This window comes from Alicyclobacillus cycloheptanicus (genome assembly GCF_028751525.1).
Lineage (GTDB): Bacteria > Bacillota > Bacilli > Alicyclobacillales > Alicyclobacillaceae > Alicyclobacillus_L > Alicyclobacillus_L cycloheptanicus.
The window spans coordinates 2893302-2910263 of sequence record NZ_CP067097.1 but is presented as its reverse complement, the minus strand read 5'-3'; the positions used below and the strand labels follow the sequence as shown (position 1 = coordinate 2910263).

General features: G+C 61.7%; 16 protein-coding genes. 8 read left to right on the top strand and 8 right to left on the bottom strand.

Annotation, left to right across the window (positions count from 1 at the left end):
* Positions 1–178: 178 nt before the first annotated feature.
* On the top strand, positions 179–1831 hold the full coding sequence (locus tag JI721_RS13370) for an RsmF rRNA methyltransferase first C-terminal domain-containing protein (protein WP_274455366.1): 1653 nt from the start codon (positions 179–181) through the stop codon (positions 1829–1831).
* 137 nt (positions 1832–1968) lie between these two features.
* Here JI721_RS13370 and JI721_RS13365 read toward each other — a convergent pair whose 3' ends face one another.
* Both JI721_RS13365 and JI721_RS13360 read right to left on the bottom strand, forming a co-directional pair.
* A complete protein-coding gene (locus tag JI721_RS13365) occupies positions 1969–3150 on the bottom strand; it encodes an acetyl-CoA C-acetyltransferase (protein ID WP_274455365.1) in 1182 nt (393 codons plus the stop codon).
* A gap of 16 nt (positions 3151–3166) precedes the next feature.
* Positions 3167–4024, bottom strand: coding sequence for a 3-hydroxybutyryl-CoA dehydrogenase (locus tag JI721_RS13360; protein WP_274455364.1), 858 nt, complete (start codon positions 4022–4024; stop codon positions 3167–3169).
* Between the two features lie 278 nt (positions 4025–4302).
* Here JI721_RS13360 and JI721_RS13355 point away from each other — a divergent pair, with 278 nt between their 5' ends.
* The 3 genes from JI721_RS13355 to JI721_RS13345 all read left to right on the top strand — a co-directional run bounded on the left by JI721_RS13355 (position 4303) and on the right by JI721_RS13345 (position 6029).
* Positions 4303–4734 (top strand): DUF2089 domain-containing protein, encoded by a 432-nt coding sequence (locus JI721_RS13355; RefSeq protein WP_274455363.1) that lies wholly within the window; start codon positions 4303–4305, stop codon positions 4732–4734.
* Positions 4734–5726 carry an SHOCT-like domain-containing protein gene (locus tag JI721_RS13350; protein WP_274455362.1) on the top strand — a complete coding sequence of 331 codons (993 nt, stop codon included), beginning with the start codon at positions 4734–4736 and terminating at the stop codon, positions 5724–5726. Before JI721_RS13355 ends, JI721_RS13350 begins: the two co-directional genes overlap by 1 nt.
* 156 nt (positions 5727–5882) lie before the next feature.
* Complete coding sequence (locus JI721_RS13345; RefSeq protein ID WP_274455361.1) at positions 5883–6029, top strand: hypothetical protein; 147 nt, start codon at positions 5883–5885, stop codon at positions 6027–6029.
* Between the two features lie 46 nt (positions 6030–6075).
* Here JI721_RS13345 and JI721_RS13340 read toward each other — a convergent pair whose 3' ends face one another.
* The 3 genes from JI721_RS13340 to JI721_RS13330 form a co-directional block, all read right to left on the bottom strand.
* Positions 6076–7242, bottom strand: a complete 1167-nt coding sequence (locus tag JI721_RS13340; protein WP_274455360.1) for an aminotransferase class V-fold PLP-dependent enzyme — start codon at positions 7240–7242, stop codon at positions 6076–6078.
* 10 nt (positions 7243–7252) lie between these two features.
* On the bottom strand, positions 7253–8038 hold the full coding sequence (locus tag JI721_RS13335) for an SDR family oxidoreductase (RefSeq protein WP_274455359.1): 786 nt from the start codon (positions 8036–8038) through the stop codon (positions 7253–7255).
* A gap of 139 nt (positions 8039–8177) precedes the next feature.
* Positions 8178–9665 (bottom strand): class I SAM-dependent methyltransferase, encoded by a 1488-nt coding sequence (locus tag JI721_RS13330; protein ID WP_274455358.1) that lies wholly within the window; start codon positions 9663–9665, stop codon positions 8178–8180.
* Between the two features lie 149 nt (positions 9666–9814).
* Between JI721_RS13330 and JI721_RS13325 the strand changes: the two genes are divergently transcribed.
* Positions 9815–10156, top strand: a complete 342-nt coding sequence (locus JI721_RS13325) for a hypothetical protein (protein ID WP_274455357.1) — start codon at positions 9815–9817, stop codon at positions 10154–10156.
* A gap of 23 nt (positions 10157–10179) precedes the next feature.
* Here JI721_RS13325 and JI721_RS13320 read toward each other — a convergent pair whose 3' ends face one another.
* A complete protein-coding gene (locus JI721_RS13320) occupies positions 10180–10722 on the bottom strand; it encodes a peptidylprolyl isomerase (protein ID WP_307015718.1) in 543 nt (180 codons plus the stop codon).
* Positions 10723–10811: 89 nt separating this feature from the next.
* Between JI721_RS13320 and JI721_RS13315 the strand changes: the two genes are divergently transcribed.
* The 3 genes from JI721_RS13315 (at position 10812) to JI721_RS13305 (ending at position 14661) form a co-directional block, all read left to right on the top strand.
* A complete protein-coding gene (locus JI721_RS13315; RefSeq protein ID WP_274455356.1) occupies positions 10812–11444 on the top strand; it encodes a hypothetical protein in 633 nt (210 codons plus the stop codon).
* A 998-nt stretch (positions 11445–12442) separates the two neighbouring features.
* The gene (locus JI721_RS13310; protein WP_274455355.1) at positions 12443–13396 is read left to right on the top strand and encodes an aldo/keto reductase family protein; all 954 of its coding nucleotides are present in this window, start codon (positions 12443–12445) and stop codon (positions 13394–13396) included.
* 2 nt (positions 13397–13398) lie between these two features.
* Positions 13399–14661, top strand: a complete 1263-nt coding sequence (locus JI721_RS13305; protein WP_274455354.1) for a molybdopterin molybdotransferase MoeA — start codon at positions 13399–13401, stop codon at positions 14659–14661.
* 103 nt (positions 14662–14764) lie between these two features.
* Here JI721_RS13305 and JI721_RS13300 read toward each other — a convergent pair whose 3' ends face one another.
* A complete protein-coding gene (locus tag JI721_RS13300) occupies positions 14765–15997 on the bottom strand; it encodes an ABC transporter permease subunit (RefSeq protein ID WP_274455353.1) in 1233 nt (410 codons plus the stop codon).
* On the bottom strand, positions 15990–16955 hold the full coding sequence (locus JI721_RS13295) for an ABC transporter ATP-binding protein (protein ID WP_274455352.1): 966 nt from the start codon (positions 16953–16955) through the stop codon (positions 15990–15992). Before JI721_RS13295 ends, JI721_RS13300 begins: the two co-directional genes overlap by 8 nt.
* Between the last annotated feature and the right edge of the window lie 7 nt (positions 16956–16962).

Here is a 16962-nt window from a genome sequence, read left to right as displayed (position 1 = left end):
CCCCAGCCTGGGCGTGTGCCCAGGCGCCTCTAGCAGCAGGTTGTCTGGATGCGCTTGGGCGGCTGGTTCCAGCGTGCTATGCTATTGTGCGGAATCACGAACTGTGTGCGGAATGCACAAAGGGCAGGACCATCGACAGTTTCCACCTGCACAAGTGCGCGTGAACGGAGGAATTGGCATGCAAGACGAAGCGCGATCGCCAAACGAACCGCGCCTGCCGGAGGCGTTTGAACAGCAAATGCAGCGCTGGCTGGGCGCCGAGTGGGCAGCGTTTCGGGACGCCTTGTACCATCGCGCGCTGCGCGGGGTGCGCCTGCACCGGATCACGGCCGTCTCCCCCGCCCCATCCGGCGCGGCGTCCTATCCTGGCGCGGCGTCCTATCCTGGCGCGGCGTCCCATTCCGACGCGCCGCGCGCACACACGGCGCCCGGCCGCCTCCCCGTGCCGGCTGCGGTCGCGCAATACCTGCGGGATCCGGTACCGTGGTGGCCGGACGCCTTTTACATGGATGACGACGCCCCCTTGGGCAAACTGGTGTACCACGAAACGGGCGCGTACTACCTGCAGGAACCCTCGGCCATGGCGGCCGCCGCGGCACTGGACGTGCAGCCGGGTGAGCGCGTGCTCGACCTGTGCGCTGCGCCGGGCGGCAAGACCACCGCGCTGGCGCAGCGGCTGGGCGGGACCGGGATCCTCGTCGCCAATGAGATCCACCCGATGCGCGTGCGCATTCTCGGGCAGAACCTCGAGCGCCTGGGCATCCCGGCGGTCATCACCAACGAGTCGCCAAAGCGGCTGGCGGCACGCTGGCCGGGCGTCTTTGACGCGATTCTGGTCGATGCGCCGTGTTCAGGGGAAGGCATGTTCCGGAAAGATCCCGACGCACGCACGGCATGGTCCCCGGACAGCCCCGACGTGTGCGCGGCTCGTCAGCGGGAGATCCTCGACGCGGCCGTGCTCCTGCTGCGCCCCGGCGGCCGGCTGGTCTATTCCACCTGCACCTTCAACCCGGTCGAAAACGAGCAAACCATCGCCTGGCTGGTGCAGAGACATGGTCTGGTGGTGCTGCCGCTGCCGCACTGGCCTGGCTGGGACGAAGCGCGGCCCGACTGGGCAGGGGGCCTTGCCGCGGGAGAAGTGCCGGTTGGCGGTACGGGGCTTTCGGGGCATGCCGATTTGTCCCACGCACGCCGCCTGTGGCCCCACCGCGGGCGCGGCGAAGGGCATTTTATCGCCCTGCTGCAAAAGCCGGACGACACCGGCCGCGCACCGAACGACACAGCGGGCGGCGGCGCAATGCCCGCGAACCCAGCATCTCGGGCGGGGAACCGGCGGGATAAAGGCCCATCCACGCTGGTGCGCCTGTCCGTCCGGGCACAGCGCGAGTGGCAAGCCTGGCTGCGCGACATGACGACAGGCCCGCTGCCCGAAGCCTGGCTGACCCCGCGGCTTGGCGGCGACGCCCTGTTCACGGACACGGCCGGCGAACTGCCGCTCGACGGCTTGCGCGTGCTGCGCCCTGGCATCTGCATGGCGATCCAGAAAAACGGCCGCTTTGAACCGCATCACCCGTGGGCCATGGCGGTCACGGGGCTTGAAGGAAATCCATTTGGCGGCCGTTTGCTCGCCCTCGACGCAGCCGCAGCCTGCGACTACTTCGCTGGGCAGGCCCTGCCTGCGGCGGATGACAGGGGTGCACGAGGACCGGACAGCGGTTATACCTGGTGCCACATCGACGGCCTGCCCGCAGGCTGGGGCAAGCGGGTGAGCGGACGGATCAACAACCTGTATCCGAAAGGCCTGAGACGAGGGGGCTTACAGGCGACGTGAAGCGGCCGCAGCCGCAAAGATGGTGAAGGCCGGGAACCCCCCTGATGAACGGCTGCGGGCAGAGAATGCATGAACGGATGACGTTTGGTTCGCCACCCGTTCATCGAAAGAAGCACACACTTGCTGCTTACGGTTGCTCAAACCGCCTCAATGACCATCGCGATGCCCTGGCCCCCGCCGATACACAGGGACGCCACGCCGTACTGCTCACCCCGTTCGCGCAATTCATACGCAAGCGTGAGGAGAACGCGGGTGCCGCTGGCGCCCACAGGGTGGCCGAGTGCAATCGCCCCGCCGTTCACGTTCGTCCGCTCCCTTGGCAAGCCAAGTTCCTGCTCGACACTCAGATACTGTGCGGCAAACGCCTCATTTACTTCCCACAAGGCAATCTGCTCCGCAGCGAGTCCCGCGTGCGCCAGCGCCTTCCGAATCGCTGGCACCGGCCCGATGCCCATATACGCAGGGTCCACGCCGGACACGCCGTAACCCACGATGCGGGCCGCGGGCTTCCAGCCGTTCGCTTGCACCGCTTCCTCCGAGGCAATCACGACCGCGGCGGCGCCATCGTTGATACCGCTCGCGTTGCCCGCAGTCACCGTCCCTTCGCGGTCAAATGCAGGTTTCAGCCGCGCCAGCCCCTCCAGCGTCGTATCCGGCCGGATGTGTTCGTCGGCGTCCACCACCGTTTCGCCTCGCTTGCCCGCAAGGGTGACAGGCACAATTTCTTTTGCAAAACGGCCGTTCGCCCGCGCTGCGGCGGCCCGTTGATGGCTGAGCAGTGCGAACTCGTCCTGCGCCTCACGGGAGATGTTGTACCGCTTCGCCAGATTTTCCGCCGTGATGCCCATTGGGATGTTCCCTCGGCAGTCCGTCAGGACTTCCGTCAGCATATCGGTCGCCACGCCGTCACCCATGCGCATGCCAAATCGCGCGCCCCGCAGCAGGTACGGGGTCTGGCTCATGTTTTCCGCGCCGCCCGCCAGTGCGACCTCGCTGTCGCCCAACAGGATGTCCTTGGCCGCGGTGACCACGGCTTGCAGCCCGGACCCGCACAGACGATTCACCGTCAGCGCGGGGACTTCCTCTGGTACGCCCGCGTCCAGCGCGATGTGGCGGGCGATGTACGCAGCGCCGTTGTGCGACTGGATCACGTTGCCAAACACCACGTTATCCACTTGCTGCGGACTGACACCCGACCGCTCGAGTGCAGCCTTCGCGGCCGCGACGCCGAGCTGCGTCGCGGTCACCTGCGTAAACGACCCGCCGTAACTGCCAAACGGCGTCCGTGCACCGTCGATGAGGTAGACTGCTTTGGCCATGCTCATTCCTCCCGGTTCAGGCTTCATCGTATGTATAGAACCCACGCCCGTTTTTCCGTCCCAGTTTGCCCGCGCGCACCATCTGGCGCAAGAGCGGCGCTGGCCGGTATTTTGGGTCACCCGTCTCCTCGAACAGCGTCTCCGCCACGAACAGCAAGGTGTCCAGCCCCACCATATCCGCCAAGGCAAGCGGACCAATTGGGTGATTCGCCCCCAGCCGCATGCCCTTATCAATGTCTTCCGGGCTCGCCAGCCCTTCCTGGAGGACGAAAATTGCCTCGTTCAGCATGGGGACCAAAATGCGGTTCACCACAAACAACGGGGCTTCCTTGACATCGATGCACTCCTTGCCCATGCGCAGGCACACTTCCCGCGCCACGTCCACGGCATCTTCCGACGTCTCTTGGCCGCGGATAATCTCGACCAGTTTCATCACCGGCACTGGGTTGAAAAAGTGCGTACCGACGACGAGATCCGGACGCTCGGTGGCCGACGCAATCTCCGTGATGGACAGGCCGGAGGTGTTGGTTGCCAGCACGGTCTCCGGGCGGCAAACCTGGTCGAGTTCACGAAACAGCGACTTTTTGACCTCCATCTTCTCGGTCGCCGCTTCGATGACATACTGGGCATTGTGAAACTCACGAATGTCCCTGCATGGGCGCAGACGGCGGAGCAGCGCGTCACTGGCTTCCTGCGTCATCCGGTCACGTCTGACTTCGTGCGCCAGCCGGTTCGTGATTTGCGTAAGCGCGCGTTCCACCGCATCCGCACTGATGTCGAACAACAGCACCTGATACCCCGCAGCGGCGGCTGTCTGCGCGATGCCCGCGCCCATCGTGCCCGCGCCAACCACACCGATTTGATGAATCTCCATTTCCCCGTTCCCTCCCCGGGTTGAATCTCCTTGTGTCTCCCATCTCTATTATGGCACGTCGCCGCCGTGCAGGATAGGCAAACCTGCCCAATCCGTACAGCCGAAGACGTGGTCTCGAACGCGTGGGTCCAGCGCGGCTTTCGGAGGGATACATCGCACGCTGCAAAGGCACCCTAACAGCAGGTCAAACATTGATTTTTTTAATGTCAATGTTGACGATATTAAGTTTTGTTTTTATGATATGAAATAAATCCAGTCAACAGGAAAGGGTGGTTTGCATGGTCAGAAGGAGGATTTCCCGATTTCACGACCGGCGAAACGATGCCGCCAATTATCCCATCCCGGTCAACTGCCCAGCGTGCAGCAGCCGGATGATTGTGACAGAACTCGCGTGCCCGGTTTGCAGCACGCGGGTGCAAGGTGCCTTTGACACGCCCGGACTGCATCGATTGAGTGTCGAGCAGCTGCAGTTCGTGGAAGTGTTCCTGCGGTGCAGAGGCAACATCAAGGAAGTCGAACGCGACCTGAAAATCTCCTACCCAACGGTTCGATCCCGATTGGACCAAGTTATTCAGGCGATGGGCTATCCGGTTCCAGCCAGCGATGCGGCGCCCGTCCGCAATACGGCGAATGAGGTCCTGGACGGACTCGATTCCGGGGAACTCACCTTTGAAGACGCGATCGAACTGCTGAAAGGAGAGAAACAGTGATGAACGAAGAACGCAAGCGCATTCTCCGGCTGGTTCAAGAAGGGAAGCTGACTGTCGACCAAGCGGAAATGCTCATCTCGGAACTCGAACGACGTTCCTCCAGGGACTCCGTGCTTCGCGCCGCCCTGGGGAATTTCGAAAAGCCGAAACTGGACGATTTGAAGCAAATCGGCACGCAGGTGACGGCGGTGGTCAGCCAGTCGCTCGGTGAGGTGCGCCGCCAGTTTGAACAGCAGCTGGAGAACTGGAACATCAATCCAGGCTGGAGCACCTTGTCGGCGTCGACGGAGGCCACGCTGCCGGACTCGATTCGGACCGTATCCGTCGAGACGAAAAACGGCCGCATCCAGGTCACATCCTGGGACGAGCCAACCATTCGCATCCACATTCGCGGCCAGGTGCGGGCGGAGAGCCTCAGCGAGGCCAAGCGGTCACTGGAGGCCGCGATGCAAGTCGAGCAAACGGATGAAACGTATCAGTTAGTGGTGCTGCAAGGCCAACGTGAGGGCGTGATGAGTGCCAACATCGACGTCTACGTGCCCAAACCCTTTCCCAGGGTGCTCTGCAAGACCCACAACGGCAGCGTCCATGCAGACACGCTGGAGACCCGCGAACTCCTCATGGACACGGTAAACGGGAATGTCTGGGTGCACGATACGAATGTCGAGCGGATGCGGTTGTCCGTCGAGAACGGCAGCATCGAAGTACAGAACGGCATTGGCGTTCAGTCCAAAAGTGTATACGCGGCCACCAAGAATGGAAGGATCATGATTGACGGGATTGCGCAGGACGTCCACTGCATCGGTACGGCAAAAACAATGAATGGACGCATTCAAATCACCGGCGACAGCCTGCAGGTTGAACAAGAGGAGTCCGTCCGCCCGAGCCACGCTCGGTTTGAACAACGGCCCGTCACCAGCGGCGACGCGGAAGACCGCGAGATCCACATTTACTGCGAAACCAAGAACGGCGCCATTCGCGTCCGTGCGTGAACGAGCGGGCGCAAGAACGAATGCCCCGCTCCACCCGCCGCCGGGCCTGTCCGTCGACCTTGGATGAGCCTGGCGGTGTGCGCCCGCGCGGACGGAAGGCGTCACACATTGAAGGACCACGCGTCGAAGGACCCAGCATCGAAGGAGGCCGTCTCCATGCGACAACATCCCTTATATTTTCTGGTCTGCGTCCTGTTTGCCATCGCGCTCGAAGTCGTGCTGGTCAGCCGGATTCGGCGGCACGCGAAGGCGGCGGATGATGCTCGTTCTGCCGCATCCCGCTCGGACGACTTGGAGCCTTAAGCGTCACCACGAAACGCTGCGCGACGCAGCACAGCGCCGAAACACATCACGACGAAGCCTTGCTCGACTTGACCAACGTTACCAGGCGCTCCACATCGTCGTCGCCGTTGTAGAAGCCCGTGGAGGCACGCACCAGCTGCCGTCCGGGAATCGCCTTGACGTACAAGGAACGCTCCGCTGCTTCCCGCACGAACTGTTCAGCGCTCATCCCCTGAATCTGAAAGTGAATCAGGCCCGCGCGCCGGTCGCGGGGCGTGGCGATGCGAACGTGATCGACATCCAGCAAGGCGTCGATCAACTGCCCGGACAACCCCTGCACCCGGGTGTACGCATAGTCCCAGCCGACGGTCACGCGCAAAAACTGCAGGCTTTCCAGCCACCCGACCCACTTCGCGAGGTCCGCGAAGGTGTGTTCATACCGCTGAACGGTGGGCGAGGCCAGAAACGTCCCCGACAGGTTGTAGGCGTCCGCCGCCGCGAGCGAATGAGACCCGGCGTAGGTCATCTGCACCATGGATTGGACGTCCGGCCGGATGTACAATGCCCCCGTCCCATCAGGCCCGCACAACCACTTGTGTCCCGGGAACGCGTAAAAGTCGATCTCGGTGCCAGCCAATGAAAATGGTTCCGCTCCCATGCCCTGTGCACCGTCCACCGCAACGAGTACGTGGCGGGCATGCGCAACCTTGGCAATCTGTTCAATCGGAAGTCGATGCCCCGTCGCGTACGAAACATGCGAACAGAGGATGAGCCGGGTGCGCGGCGTAACCGCCCGGTCGATGGCTGCACACAGCTCGTCCGGCGGCAGCGTTCCGTCCACAACGCGAACGACGATGCCTCGGCGGGCCTGTTGCACGTAAACCGGCAGCAGCGCACCTTCGTGTTCCACATCCGTGACGATGACCTCGTCTCCCGCCTGCAGCGGCAGCCCCCACAGTACGATGTTCAACCCGTGCGTCGTGCTGTCCGTGAGCACAATACTGGCGGCGCGCACCTGCAGCAGGTGCGCCAGTTGTTCACGAATTTGCTGGTGCGTCGTCTGCAGCACTTCTTTATAGTTGTCCGCGCGGCGCCCCTCTTCCAGGAGCCACTGCAGGGTGTCCCGCATCAACTGCACGGTCGTGTCGGGCAGCGCTCCAAAGGAGCCCGTATTCAAGTAGGTTCCGGTGCGCACCGCCGGAAAATGCCTGCGCAAATTGTCTGCATGTGCCATGACCTTCTGCTCAACCCCCGTTCTGCGACTCGTTGTGCTGGCTGTCGCGCGCCCGGATTTCTCGTCCTCCCGTGACTTCCACGACGGTACCATTGACTTGCTGGCTGCGGTCGTCGCACAAAAACGCGATCATGCGCGCCACGTCCTCCCCTACCGGCGGACGCGCGCCAGGCGGTTCACCAGGGACCGCGACTTCGTCAATCGTCCGCATCTTCAGGTCTCCGCGGATGTCGCCAGGGCACACCATATTCGCCGTGATGCCGAATTCATGCTCTTCCTTGGCAATCGACCGCGTCAGCGACGCCAACCCGGACTTGGCAGCTGCATAGGCTGCACGCGAATGCCACCCGGCAGCCGTGGCTGCGCCGTCGCTGCCAACAGTAACAAACCGGCCAAACCGGCGTTCGCGCATGCCCATGACCGTCAGCCGATACATCCAAAAGAAGTTGTTCAGGTTTCCGTCCATCATGCGGTTCCACTGTGCATCGGTATACACAGCGAGTGGCAGCCGTTCGAAGACGAACGGGCCAAAGTTGTGAATCACGGCGTCAATGTGGTGAAATTCCTGCAGGCATGCTTGTACGGCCTGCTCCACCTGCGGCTTGTCCAACAAATCCACCTGCAAGGCGGCCGCTCGACGTCCCAGGCGGCGGGCTTGTGCCAACAACTGTTCGGCTTCTGCCCGGCTTCGCCCGTATGTAAAACAGACGTCCCATTCGGCCTCAAAGAGCGCGCGGACCGTCGCGTGCCCCAGTCCCTTCGCCCCACTTGTAACGAACGCAACGCGTCGCGACATGTCCGCCCATCGCCCACCTTTCCAATCAAATGATACCATGCCGCTCAACTCATGCGCTCACCGCATTGGACCGCGCGCCGGCCACATGTGAAGCACACTGGCCAGATGGCCAGCGCACTGGCTCCAATGGAAGCGCCACTCAGCGGACGATGCCTCTGATGCCGTACATCGGGCAGTGGATGATGCGCTGCGCGAGTGGATACCTGGCGCAGACGTCGCGGCCGCGATCGATCAATTCCAGAACAATCGCTTTTCGGTCATCCCACGGCAGCTGCATTAACTCCTCCTCGAAGAAGCTCACGCCGCGTACAATGTGCTGGACCACAATTTCAGGGTTATCAAACACCCACTCCAATTGGGTGTCATATACGTCGATGTCTTTAAGCCCCGCCTGTTCAAACCAACGCACCAAGGTGTCGCAGTCGGCGGGCATGTAGTTGCTCGGCTGCTCTGCGTTGCGCCGGCGGGCCAAAGCAAAAATCGGCTCGAACCAGTCGCGAAAGAAAGCGCCGTCCAGCGCGAACCGAGTCCCCTGGAAAATCGACACAATGCCGCCAGGGACCACGGTCCGAGCCATTTCGCGCAGGGTCACGACCGGATCGACAAAGTGAATGAAGCCGACCCCCAGACAAATGTCAAACGAAGCGTCCGGGAAGGGCATTTTCTCCACGTTGCCCAGCTGCAGCTTGATGTAGGGCGGGTTCCCGAGCGCATCCAGTTTACGCTGCGCTTGGTCCAGCATCCCCGACGAGATGTCCAGCGCCGTGAGCTGGCCCGTCGGCCCGACGCGTTCGTAGAGTCCCGTGTCAAAGGTGATGACGCCCGTACCACAAGCCACTTCAAGGACGCGTTTGCCTTTGAAATCACCCACGAACTCCAGATACTCCTGTCGCCGCAGGCGGTTGGTGGGCCATACGACGTCGCACATCTCGTCCCAATCTTCCACATGGTCAAATTGATACAGATAGGCAAATTGAACGCGTTTGCCAAAGTAACCGGACGCTCGCATGACTTCGCGCGCCTTCTGATACGTCTCATGCCCCGCGCGCGTCAGTTGCACCATGCGTTCTGTCCCCACCCGCTTCAAACGCATGTTTTGTGCAGCCAAGCCGAACATCAAAAACAGTTCCAGGTTCTGCGGAAAATACGGATAATGTCGAATGCCGGTTAAGAACTCGGTTTCCGTGACGTCCTTGTGTATGGACAACGGCTGCATCGCGTCGTGGCCAGCGATCAGCATGTACACGTTGTACACGACCGCCGGACCCACTTTTCGCAAAAACGCCTGCAGGCGTTCGCCTGCACGCTGCAGGGCCGCCTCGCTTGGCTGCGGCACGCCCGTCTCCTCGTGCGCGATGAAGACGGCTGTCGACAGCAGCGTTTCGTAAAACGCCAACCGCAGAAGCGAAGGCGAAAACGGCCGTTTATCGACCAACCCGTCGGTAGGTACACGGTCGACCGAAACAAATTGTTCGTATAAACGTTCTGACATTTCATGTGCCCTTTGCTGCAGGTTCGAGCCGTCTGTGTCGCCCGCATTCTTGAGGTAGTTGTTTGCAAGCAGCGGATCCAGAAACACCCCGGATGACAGCATGTCCCGCAGATGTTCCACTAAGTCGGAGGACATCACCCTTCCCCCTTTGATCGCTTATCTTGAGTTGGTCTGCAACTTCATTTGTCCATATCTGTTGAGTTGCAAAACAACTTCTTCTATGATGACGATACAACGGCGGAAGATGATACACTTTCGCCCTGCGAGCACAGGAAGGTGGTTCAATGAACTTTCATTTCGACGAACGATTGGGCATTGAGTTACCCGACCTGTCCGTCCCCTTCGAAGCACTGCCGCCCGACGAACAAGAGCAAGTGCTCGTCCGGTGGGAAAAAATCCGGGCGCGCATCCCCGACCAAATCATGGCCTTCGAACGCGTCATCCAAGGCATCCTCGACCAGATTCAGCAGGAAGAGGACTGGGACGTGATTGTAAATCATTTTCATCAAATTTCCGACTATGCGAGCCGGATTCACGAACTCAACACCTGGCAGCGCGTCGACCAGACCCTGACGAACACGAGCACCCACGACGAAGCCAACGTGCATCTCGACCGCGAGCCGTGAATCCGTCCCGCTTGTCCAGTGTCTTATTTCGGCGTTTCGATGATTTCCACGGACTCGATAAACACGTCTTCCAAAGGCTTGCTGCGCTCGCCAAACTGGGAGGGCCCGACCGGAGTACGAGCGATGGTCTGCACCGTATCCATCCCCTCGGAAACACGCCCAAACACGGAGTAGTTCGGCGTCCGGTTCAGGCTCCGAGCATGTTCGCCCGTGCAAATGAAAAATTGCGACCCGTTCGTGTTTGGACCCGCGTTGGCCATGGCAACGATCCCTGGTTCGTAGGGCTGTGCGGGCGGCAGTTCATCGGCAAACTGATACCCCGGGCCGCCCATACCCGTCCCGGTCGGATCACCCGTCTGAATCATAAAGGGTTCGATGATGCGATGGAACACAACGCCATCGTAAAACCCATCACGCGCCAGAAAAACGAAGTTATTGACGGTGTGCGGCGCGCCGCTCGCAAACAAATCGACAGTAAATTCACCCTTGTTCGTTCGAACGACAGCCTGGTACCGCATTCCTTCCTGCAATTGCATCGCTGGGGCATGGTCATACTGCTTTGCCAAGTTGTCAATCTCCTTTTGCCATCTGATATTGAATCTGCGTTGATTGTACCATAATAAGGAGTATCACAATTTGGAAGGAGCTATTCTCGATGAAGGGCTCTCCGTTTCGTCGGCTTGTGCAAGCAAGCCGTCATTTCATGGCCAATGCACAGTCTACAGTGCCCGAGTGGCAGGATTTGGTCTGGCACGATGCACTGGCCGATCAAGAGATTGTTACGCGCATGGTCGACGACAAACGCCTGCGCCCCGTGATCCAATCGGTTGCTGAATCCTGGCTCTCCCAGGAACGCTGGCTGCACACACAGCCGGAACGTCACGCAGCGGAGGAAGAAAGCGCACCGCTCGCCCACATTCTTTTGGAAATCTGGCAGGGCGAACTTGGCGCACAGCCTATGCCAGAAGTCGTGATCGCAGAGGCTGGTGCAGCGCCCTTGGGCGTCTTATGCGGGTACCGCGACTATGGGCAGAAATACTTCTTCATTGAACACGTCGCCCTCCATCCAGCGCTGCGTGCGACAAGTCCAAGGCAGCTGTGGCGCAACGCCGCGGGCGAACGCGTCTGCCAGCGACTGGTGGAAGCCGCGGTCGACATCAGTCACCGCCTCGGCTTTTTCGGCTGGACCGCCTGCGCCCCCGCACCAGGCACCGAATCCGCGTGGAACCAGCTGAAGTTCTACCGGCATGACGACCTGACCTTTCGCAGAATGGGCTACTTCACGTAGGCGCGGAGGAAGTGGAGCGAGGGAAGAGAAGCGGGCAGGCCGGGAGACCGGGGGACCGCGAAGGGCTTGGGGGACCGCGAGGGACCGGGGGGACCGGCTCGTGTGCTCAACGGCGCTTTAGGCACCCTTTCTGCCTAATCAGCGCCCGGTCCGGCCGGTCCCAGCCTCCTTTTGGCGTCTTTCCTTCCCTAAGCCGCCGCGACCGCGTATGATCCCGGCGCTTTAGGCACCCTTTCTACCTAATCAGCGCCCGGTCCGGCCGGTCCCCGCCACCTTTTGGCACCTTTCCTTCCCTAAGCCGGTGCGACCGGCGTATGATCCCGGCGCTTTAGGCACCCTTTCTGCCTAATCAGCGCCCGGTCCGGCCGATCCCCGCCTCCTTTTGGCGTCTTTCCTTCCCTAAGCCGGTGCGACCGGCGTATGATCCCGGCGCTTTAGGCACCCTTTCTGCCTAATCAGCGCCCGGGCCGGCCGATCCCCGCCTCCTTTTGGCGTCTTTCCTTCCCTAAGCTGCCGCGACCGCGTATGATCCCGGCGCTTTAGGCACCCTTTCTACCTAATCAGCGCCCGGTCCGGCCGGTCCCCGCCTCCTTTTGGCACCTTTCCTTCCCTAAGCCGCCGCGACCGGCGTATGATCCCGGCGCTTTAGGCACCCTTTCTATCTAATCAGCGCCCGGTCCGGCCGGTCCCAGCCTCCTTTTGGCGTCTTTCCTTCCCTAAGCTGCCGCGACCGCTCCGCCCTCGGCCCTGTTTGCGTGCCCGGGTGGAGTTCTCTACAATGAAACTTGGACGACGGACTCACGTGCGGGACTCACATGCGGGACTCACACCATCGTGGACTCACACCATCGCGGACCGGCATCAGGGGCTTTACCGCTGCTGTTGCCGCTGCTGTTGCCGTTACCGCTTCCGGTTTGCCCCATCCGGGGCGCTGACCCGCCCCAGCGCAAGTCGTCCATCGCTTCATCGCTACATACTCTGCATAAGGAGTGACAAACGTGGAATATCGTCGGCTTGGAAAGAGCGGGCTCAAAGTTTCCGAAATCGCGCTCGGCAGTTGGTTGACATACGGGACCGTGACGGAGAAGGAGCAGGCGATTGCCTGTGTGAAAGAGGCTTACGATCTCGGCATTAATCATTTCGACTGCGCCAACGTGTACGGTGCCGAACCGCACGCGGCGGAAAAGGTACTGGCGGAGGCGCTCGCACCGTACAATCGCGACAGCTACATCGTCACCACGAAGGCGTTTTGGCCGGTGGGCCCGGGTGTCAACGACCGCGGGCTGAGCCGCAAACACATCATGACACAAATCGAACAAAGCCTGAAATCCCTGAACGTGGAGTATGTCGACATCTTCTATTGCCACCGGTTCGATCCGGAAACCGACCTCGAAGAAACCCTCCGCGCCTTGGACGACATCGTTGCGCAAGGGAAAGCCCTCTACGTGGGTCTGTCCGAGTGGCCGGCGGACAAAATTGCCGAAGGTGTACGCATTCAAAAGGAACTCGGCCTGCGCAAATTCGCTGCCAGCCAGCCCGTCTACAACATGTTCCAGCGGTACATTGAAAACGCGGTGATCCCGATTTGCGACAACGCCGGCATCGGCCAAGTCGTCTTCTCGCCGCTGGCACAAGGGGTGCTCACCGGGAAATACAAGCGGGGCCAGGCTGCACCGGCGGGATCGCGCGCTGCAACCGAAGGGGTCAGCCGGTTCATCCAGGGCATGCTCAACGATCACGTGCTCGACAAAGTGGAGAAGCTGGAAGCCGTCGCGAAACGCCTCGAAATCACCTTGTCGCAGCTCGCGCTCGCCTGGGTCCTGCGCCTGCCGAGCATCAGCAGTGCGCTGATTGGCGCGAGCCGGCCTGAGCAAGTCCGTGAAAACGTCAAGGCTTCCGGCGTGAAACTGGACGAACAAACCATCGCCGAGATCGAAACCATTCTGGGGTAAACATGGAGCGCGTGCACACGTTTGACGAAGCTGTCCAGGAGATTCGCCGCCTGACCCCGGTCCCGCGGTCGGAGACGCTGCCCACGGATGCGTGCCTCGGCCGCATCCTGCTGGGCGAGGCGGTCGCGCAGATTGACGTGCCGCCGTTTGACCGTGCCATGATGGACGGGTACGCGATTGTCGCCGGTCAGCCCGCGCCGCCTGCTGACGCCCGCCCGCAGGGCGGCGACAGCAGGGCGGCGGCGTTTCGAGTGGTCGGATCCGTCGCGGCCGGCACGGTGCACCCGGACCCGCTGCGGCCGGGCGAGGCGGTGCGCATCATGACGGGGGCGCCCGTGCCGCCAGGCGCGAACGCAGTCGTCCGATTGGAGTGGTGCAGCAACGCCACGGAAACCTCCGTCGAGGTGGTGCACGCGGTGGCCCCCGGCGAATCCATTCAACCGCGGGGTGACGACGGACGGGCGGGAGATGTCCTGCTGATGCCCGGTGTCCGTATCTCCCCGGGGCACCTGGCGCTGTGCCGCGCGTTCGGCATCGGGTCACTCACTGTGGCGGCCGCGCCGACGTGCAGTGTGATCGTCACCGGGACGGAACTCGTCACCGGGACGGACGGCGCCGACGGGGCGCCTCCCTTGCCGCCGGGCCGCATCTACGGGTCGAACGATGCGTTCTTGCGCGGCGCGCTCACCGCAGACGGACTGCACGTTCGGCAATGCGAAACGCTGTCCGATGACCGCCGGCAGATACGTCAGGCGTTGGCGGCAGCGTGCGCACGGAGCGACGTCGTGATCACCACCGGCGGCGTCTCCGCTGGCGACTATGACTACCTACCCGGCATCCTGCAGGAACTGTCCGGTCACCTCCACGTTCGCAAGGTGCTGATTCGGCCCGGCGCCCCCTTCGTGGCGGCGAAGGTGGGCGCAGCCACGGTGTTTGCGTTGTCAGGCAACCCGGCGGCCAGCTTCGTTCAGTTTGAAACCCTGGTCCGCCCCGTGCTGCGCGCAGCGCTTGGCTGGGCGGACGAGCCGTTTCCGGCGAGCGGCAAACTGCTGCACGATATGGAACTCAAACCCGTCCAACACACACGCATTTTACGGGCACATGCAAGCATCCACCAGGGAGAAGTCCTGGTGGACGCGCAAATGCCGCAGTCGTCTGGGCAGGTTTCCAGTTTCAGCAAGGCGAATTGCCTCATCCGCCTCGACGCACCCAGTGTGCCAAAGGGGACGGTCGTTCCACTTCGATGGTTGGATTACGCGCGCTAAGGATGAGGCAGCAGGCGGACGGCCGTTGCAAGGCGGGCGTCCACCGCTGCCCCAAGCGCGTGCCGCACAGCGGGTGCCAGCCGCATCCCCTTCCCGCGTTGACTTAAGCGTTCAGAATGTCGCGCTTGGAAAAGTACACCAGCGAAACACCGAGACTCAAGACACCCCAAACCGACAACACGAGCATGCCCAAACCAAGCGGTGCGTTCATCTGTGCCTCTTGGCTCAACTGTCCCGCCCAGTTGGTGAACAGTGCCAGGTGCACCGGGAAAAACAGCCACACCAGCCACTTCACGTGAATGGCCATTTGCGCCACCACAAAGCCAATGATGACCAGGCCAAGCGACACACCCGTGCTCGCCATCGTTGAGCGAAAGATGGTCGAACACAAGAAGGTAACGGTTGCAACCGCGAGCATCGCAAAAACCGTCAACGCAAGGCCCGTCAGGACGTAATGCCACATGGGAATGACGGTCGCGTGCGTGTACGTCTGGAAGACGAGCATCCCCGTCGACGCATTGTAGGTACTCCCAGAGACTAGAGGGCCGGCCACCACCTGGTGGATCATGTTCACCCCGCTGCCCACCGCGATGGGCTGATTGGCACCCACGTTGCCGAGAATCGCGACACCCACCGCCCACAACGCCGCACCTGTCAACGCCGTGGCCAGGGCCGAAACAAACAGCGACGTGATCCACTTGCCGAGGAGGATTTTTGCCCTCGACACAGGCCGCACCAGGAGCAGCTTGATGGTGCCCTCCGTCGCCTCGCCAGCCACCATGTCGGCGACCAGAATGGCGACCACCAACGGCAGAAACAGCATTGCGGCAACCGCGAGATACTGCATCATTTCACCGTACGGCGACAACTGCCACGGCTGCAGCGGCCGGACATTGTGCTGCAGCTGATAATTGATGGTCATCAACTGGCCCTGCATGTAGTTCCACGTCGGAGAGCTCGCCCGCTCGCCAGCTGGCACCTGGTTCATCTGTGCGAGGTCCGCCTTCTTCTCCTGCTGCAGCGGCGTTTTCCAGTCACTACCCGGCTTCTCCGCAGCGACTTCTACCTTCAGCGTCGCAATTTGCTGCTGCAGACTTTGTACGTCCTGCTGGTAGTTTGGGTCCGACTTCGGATGCGCCTTGATGTCAGATAAGTTCTGTTCGACGATTGTCAACTGCTTCTCGGGCCGATTGTTCAGTGCGGCCTGATGCGAATGATATTCGGTAACGCCATACAGCGCAACCGTCACCAGCATGAGGATGCCCGCCACCCACAACCGCTTGCGGCGGAGCAATTTCATCCATTCATTTGCAATCACTCGAAACAACTCAAGCATTCGCCGGTCCCTCCCCTGCCGCAGCCGATACCGCGGACTGCATCGATTGCGCGTCTTCCTCGGTCAACTGCAGGAACATTTCCTCCAGCGAATCCCGGCCTTGCTCCACGCCGTAGATGTCGATGTTGGCGTTCACCAAGCGGCGGATCACGTCCGGCACCTCATCCCGCTTCGCCGTCACGCGGATAAAGCCGTCTCGGTCGACGGAAGCATGGCGTCCGGCGGATTGCAGCGCCGCCACCGCAGGCTCGGGCTGACCCACCGCGATGCGAATCCCGCCCGCCGCGTTCTCCACCAATTCGTTCACCCGTTCTTCCGCAATCACACGTCCGTTTTTCACAATCGCGACGCGGTCGCACATCAACTGGATTTCCCCGAGCAGGTGGCTCGACACAAACACCGACATGCCCTCCTGCGCAAGGCGTCGCATCAGCTCCCGGAACTCGCGCATCCCGGCGGGATCGAGCCCATTCGTCGGCTCGTCCAGCACAAGCAGCTTCGGGTCACCCAAGAGCGCCTGTGCGACACCGAGGCGCTGCCGCATGCCGAGCGAGTAACGCTTGACCTTTTCGTGGATGCGGCCGGTCAGGCCCACGATGTCCACCACTTCGTCAATCTTGCGGTTGCGGCGGCCGACGTCCAGCCCATTCAGCCGAGCGTAGTGAATCAGATTTTCGCGGCCCGACAGGTACTTGTACGTCTCCGGATTTTCAACGATCGCGCCGATGTTTCGCAGCGCCGCAGCGCACTCGCGCTGCACGTCATGGCCGTCGATGCGGATGACGCCTTTCGTCGGGCGCGCCAAACCTACAATCATGCGGATGGTCGTCGTTTTGCCGGCGCCGTTCGGCCCCAGGAACCCATACACCTCCGCGGGCTCCACCGTCATGTTGAGGTCCTCGACAATCCACCGCGACCCAATTTTCTTTGCCACATTCTCCAGCGTAAGAACGGCCATTCCCAAG

What these genes read in the sequence shown, in the direction of transcription:
- JI721_RS13365 (WP_274455365.1), bottom strand. Translation starts at nt 3,150, where the DNA reads ATGGCCAAAGCAGTCTACCTCATCGACGGTGCACGGACGCCGTTTGGC.
- JI721_RS13305 (WP_274455354.1), top strand. Translation starts at nt 13,399, where the DNA reads ATGGAGCGCGTGCACACGTTTGACGAAGCTGTCCAGGAGATTCGCCGC.
- JI721_RS13340 (WP_274455360.1), bottom strand. Translation starts at nt 7,242, where the DNA reads ATGGCACATGCAGACAATTTGCGCAGGCATTTTCCGGCGGTGCGCACC.
- JI721_RS13360 (WP_274455364.1), bottom strand. Translation starts at nt 4,024, where the DNA reads ATGGAGATTCATCAAATCGGTGTGGTTGGCGCGGGCACGATGGGCGCG.
- JI721_RS13330 (WP_274455358.1), bottom strand. Translation starts at nt 9,665, where the DNA reads ATGTCCTCCGACTTAGTGGAACATCTGCGGGACATGCTGTCATCCGGG.
- JI721_RS13315 (WP_274455356.1), top strand. Translation starts at nt 10,812, where the DNA reads ATGAAGGGCTCTCCGTTTCGTCGGCTTGTGCAAGCAAGCCGTCATTTC.
- JI721_RS13370 (WP_274455366.1), top strand. Translation starts at nt 179, where the DNA reads ATGCAAGACGAAGCGCGATCGCCAAACGAACCGCGCCTGCCGGAGGCG.
- JI721_RS13355 (WP_274455363.1), top strand. Translation starts at nt 4,303, where the DNA reads ATGGTCAGAAGGAGGATTTCCCGATTTCACGACCGGCGAAACGATGCC.
- JI721_RS13335 (WP_274455359.1), bottom strand. Translation starts at nt 8,038, where the DNA reads ATGTCGCGACGCGTTGCGTTCGTTACAAGTGGGGCGAAGGGACTGGGG.
- JI721_RS13345 (WP_274455361.1), top strand. Translation starts at nt 5,883, where the DNA reads ATGCGACAACATCCCTTATATTTTCTGGTCTGCGTCCTGTTTGCCATC.
- JI721_RS13350 (WP_274455362.1), top strand. Translation starts at nt 4,734, where the DNA reads ATGAACGAAGAACGCAAGCGCATTCTCCGGCTGGTTCAAGAAGGGAAG.
- JI721_RS13295 (WP_274455352.1), bottom strand. Translation starts at nt 16,955, where the DNA reads ATGGCCGTTCTTACGCTGGAGAATGTGGCAAAGAAAATTGGGTCGCGG.
- JI721_RS13325 (WP_274455357.1), top strand. Translation starts at nt 9,815, where the DNA reads ATGAACTTTCATTTCGACGAACGATTGGGCATTGAGTTACCCGACCTG.
- JI721_RS13300 (WP_274455353.1), bottom strand. Translation starts at nt 15,997, where the DNA reads ATGCTTGAGTTGTTTCGAGTGATTGCAAATGAATGGATGAAATTGCTC.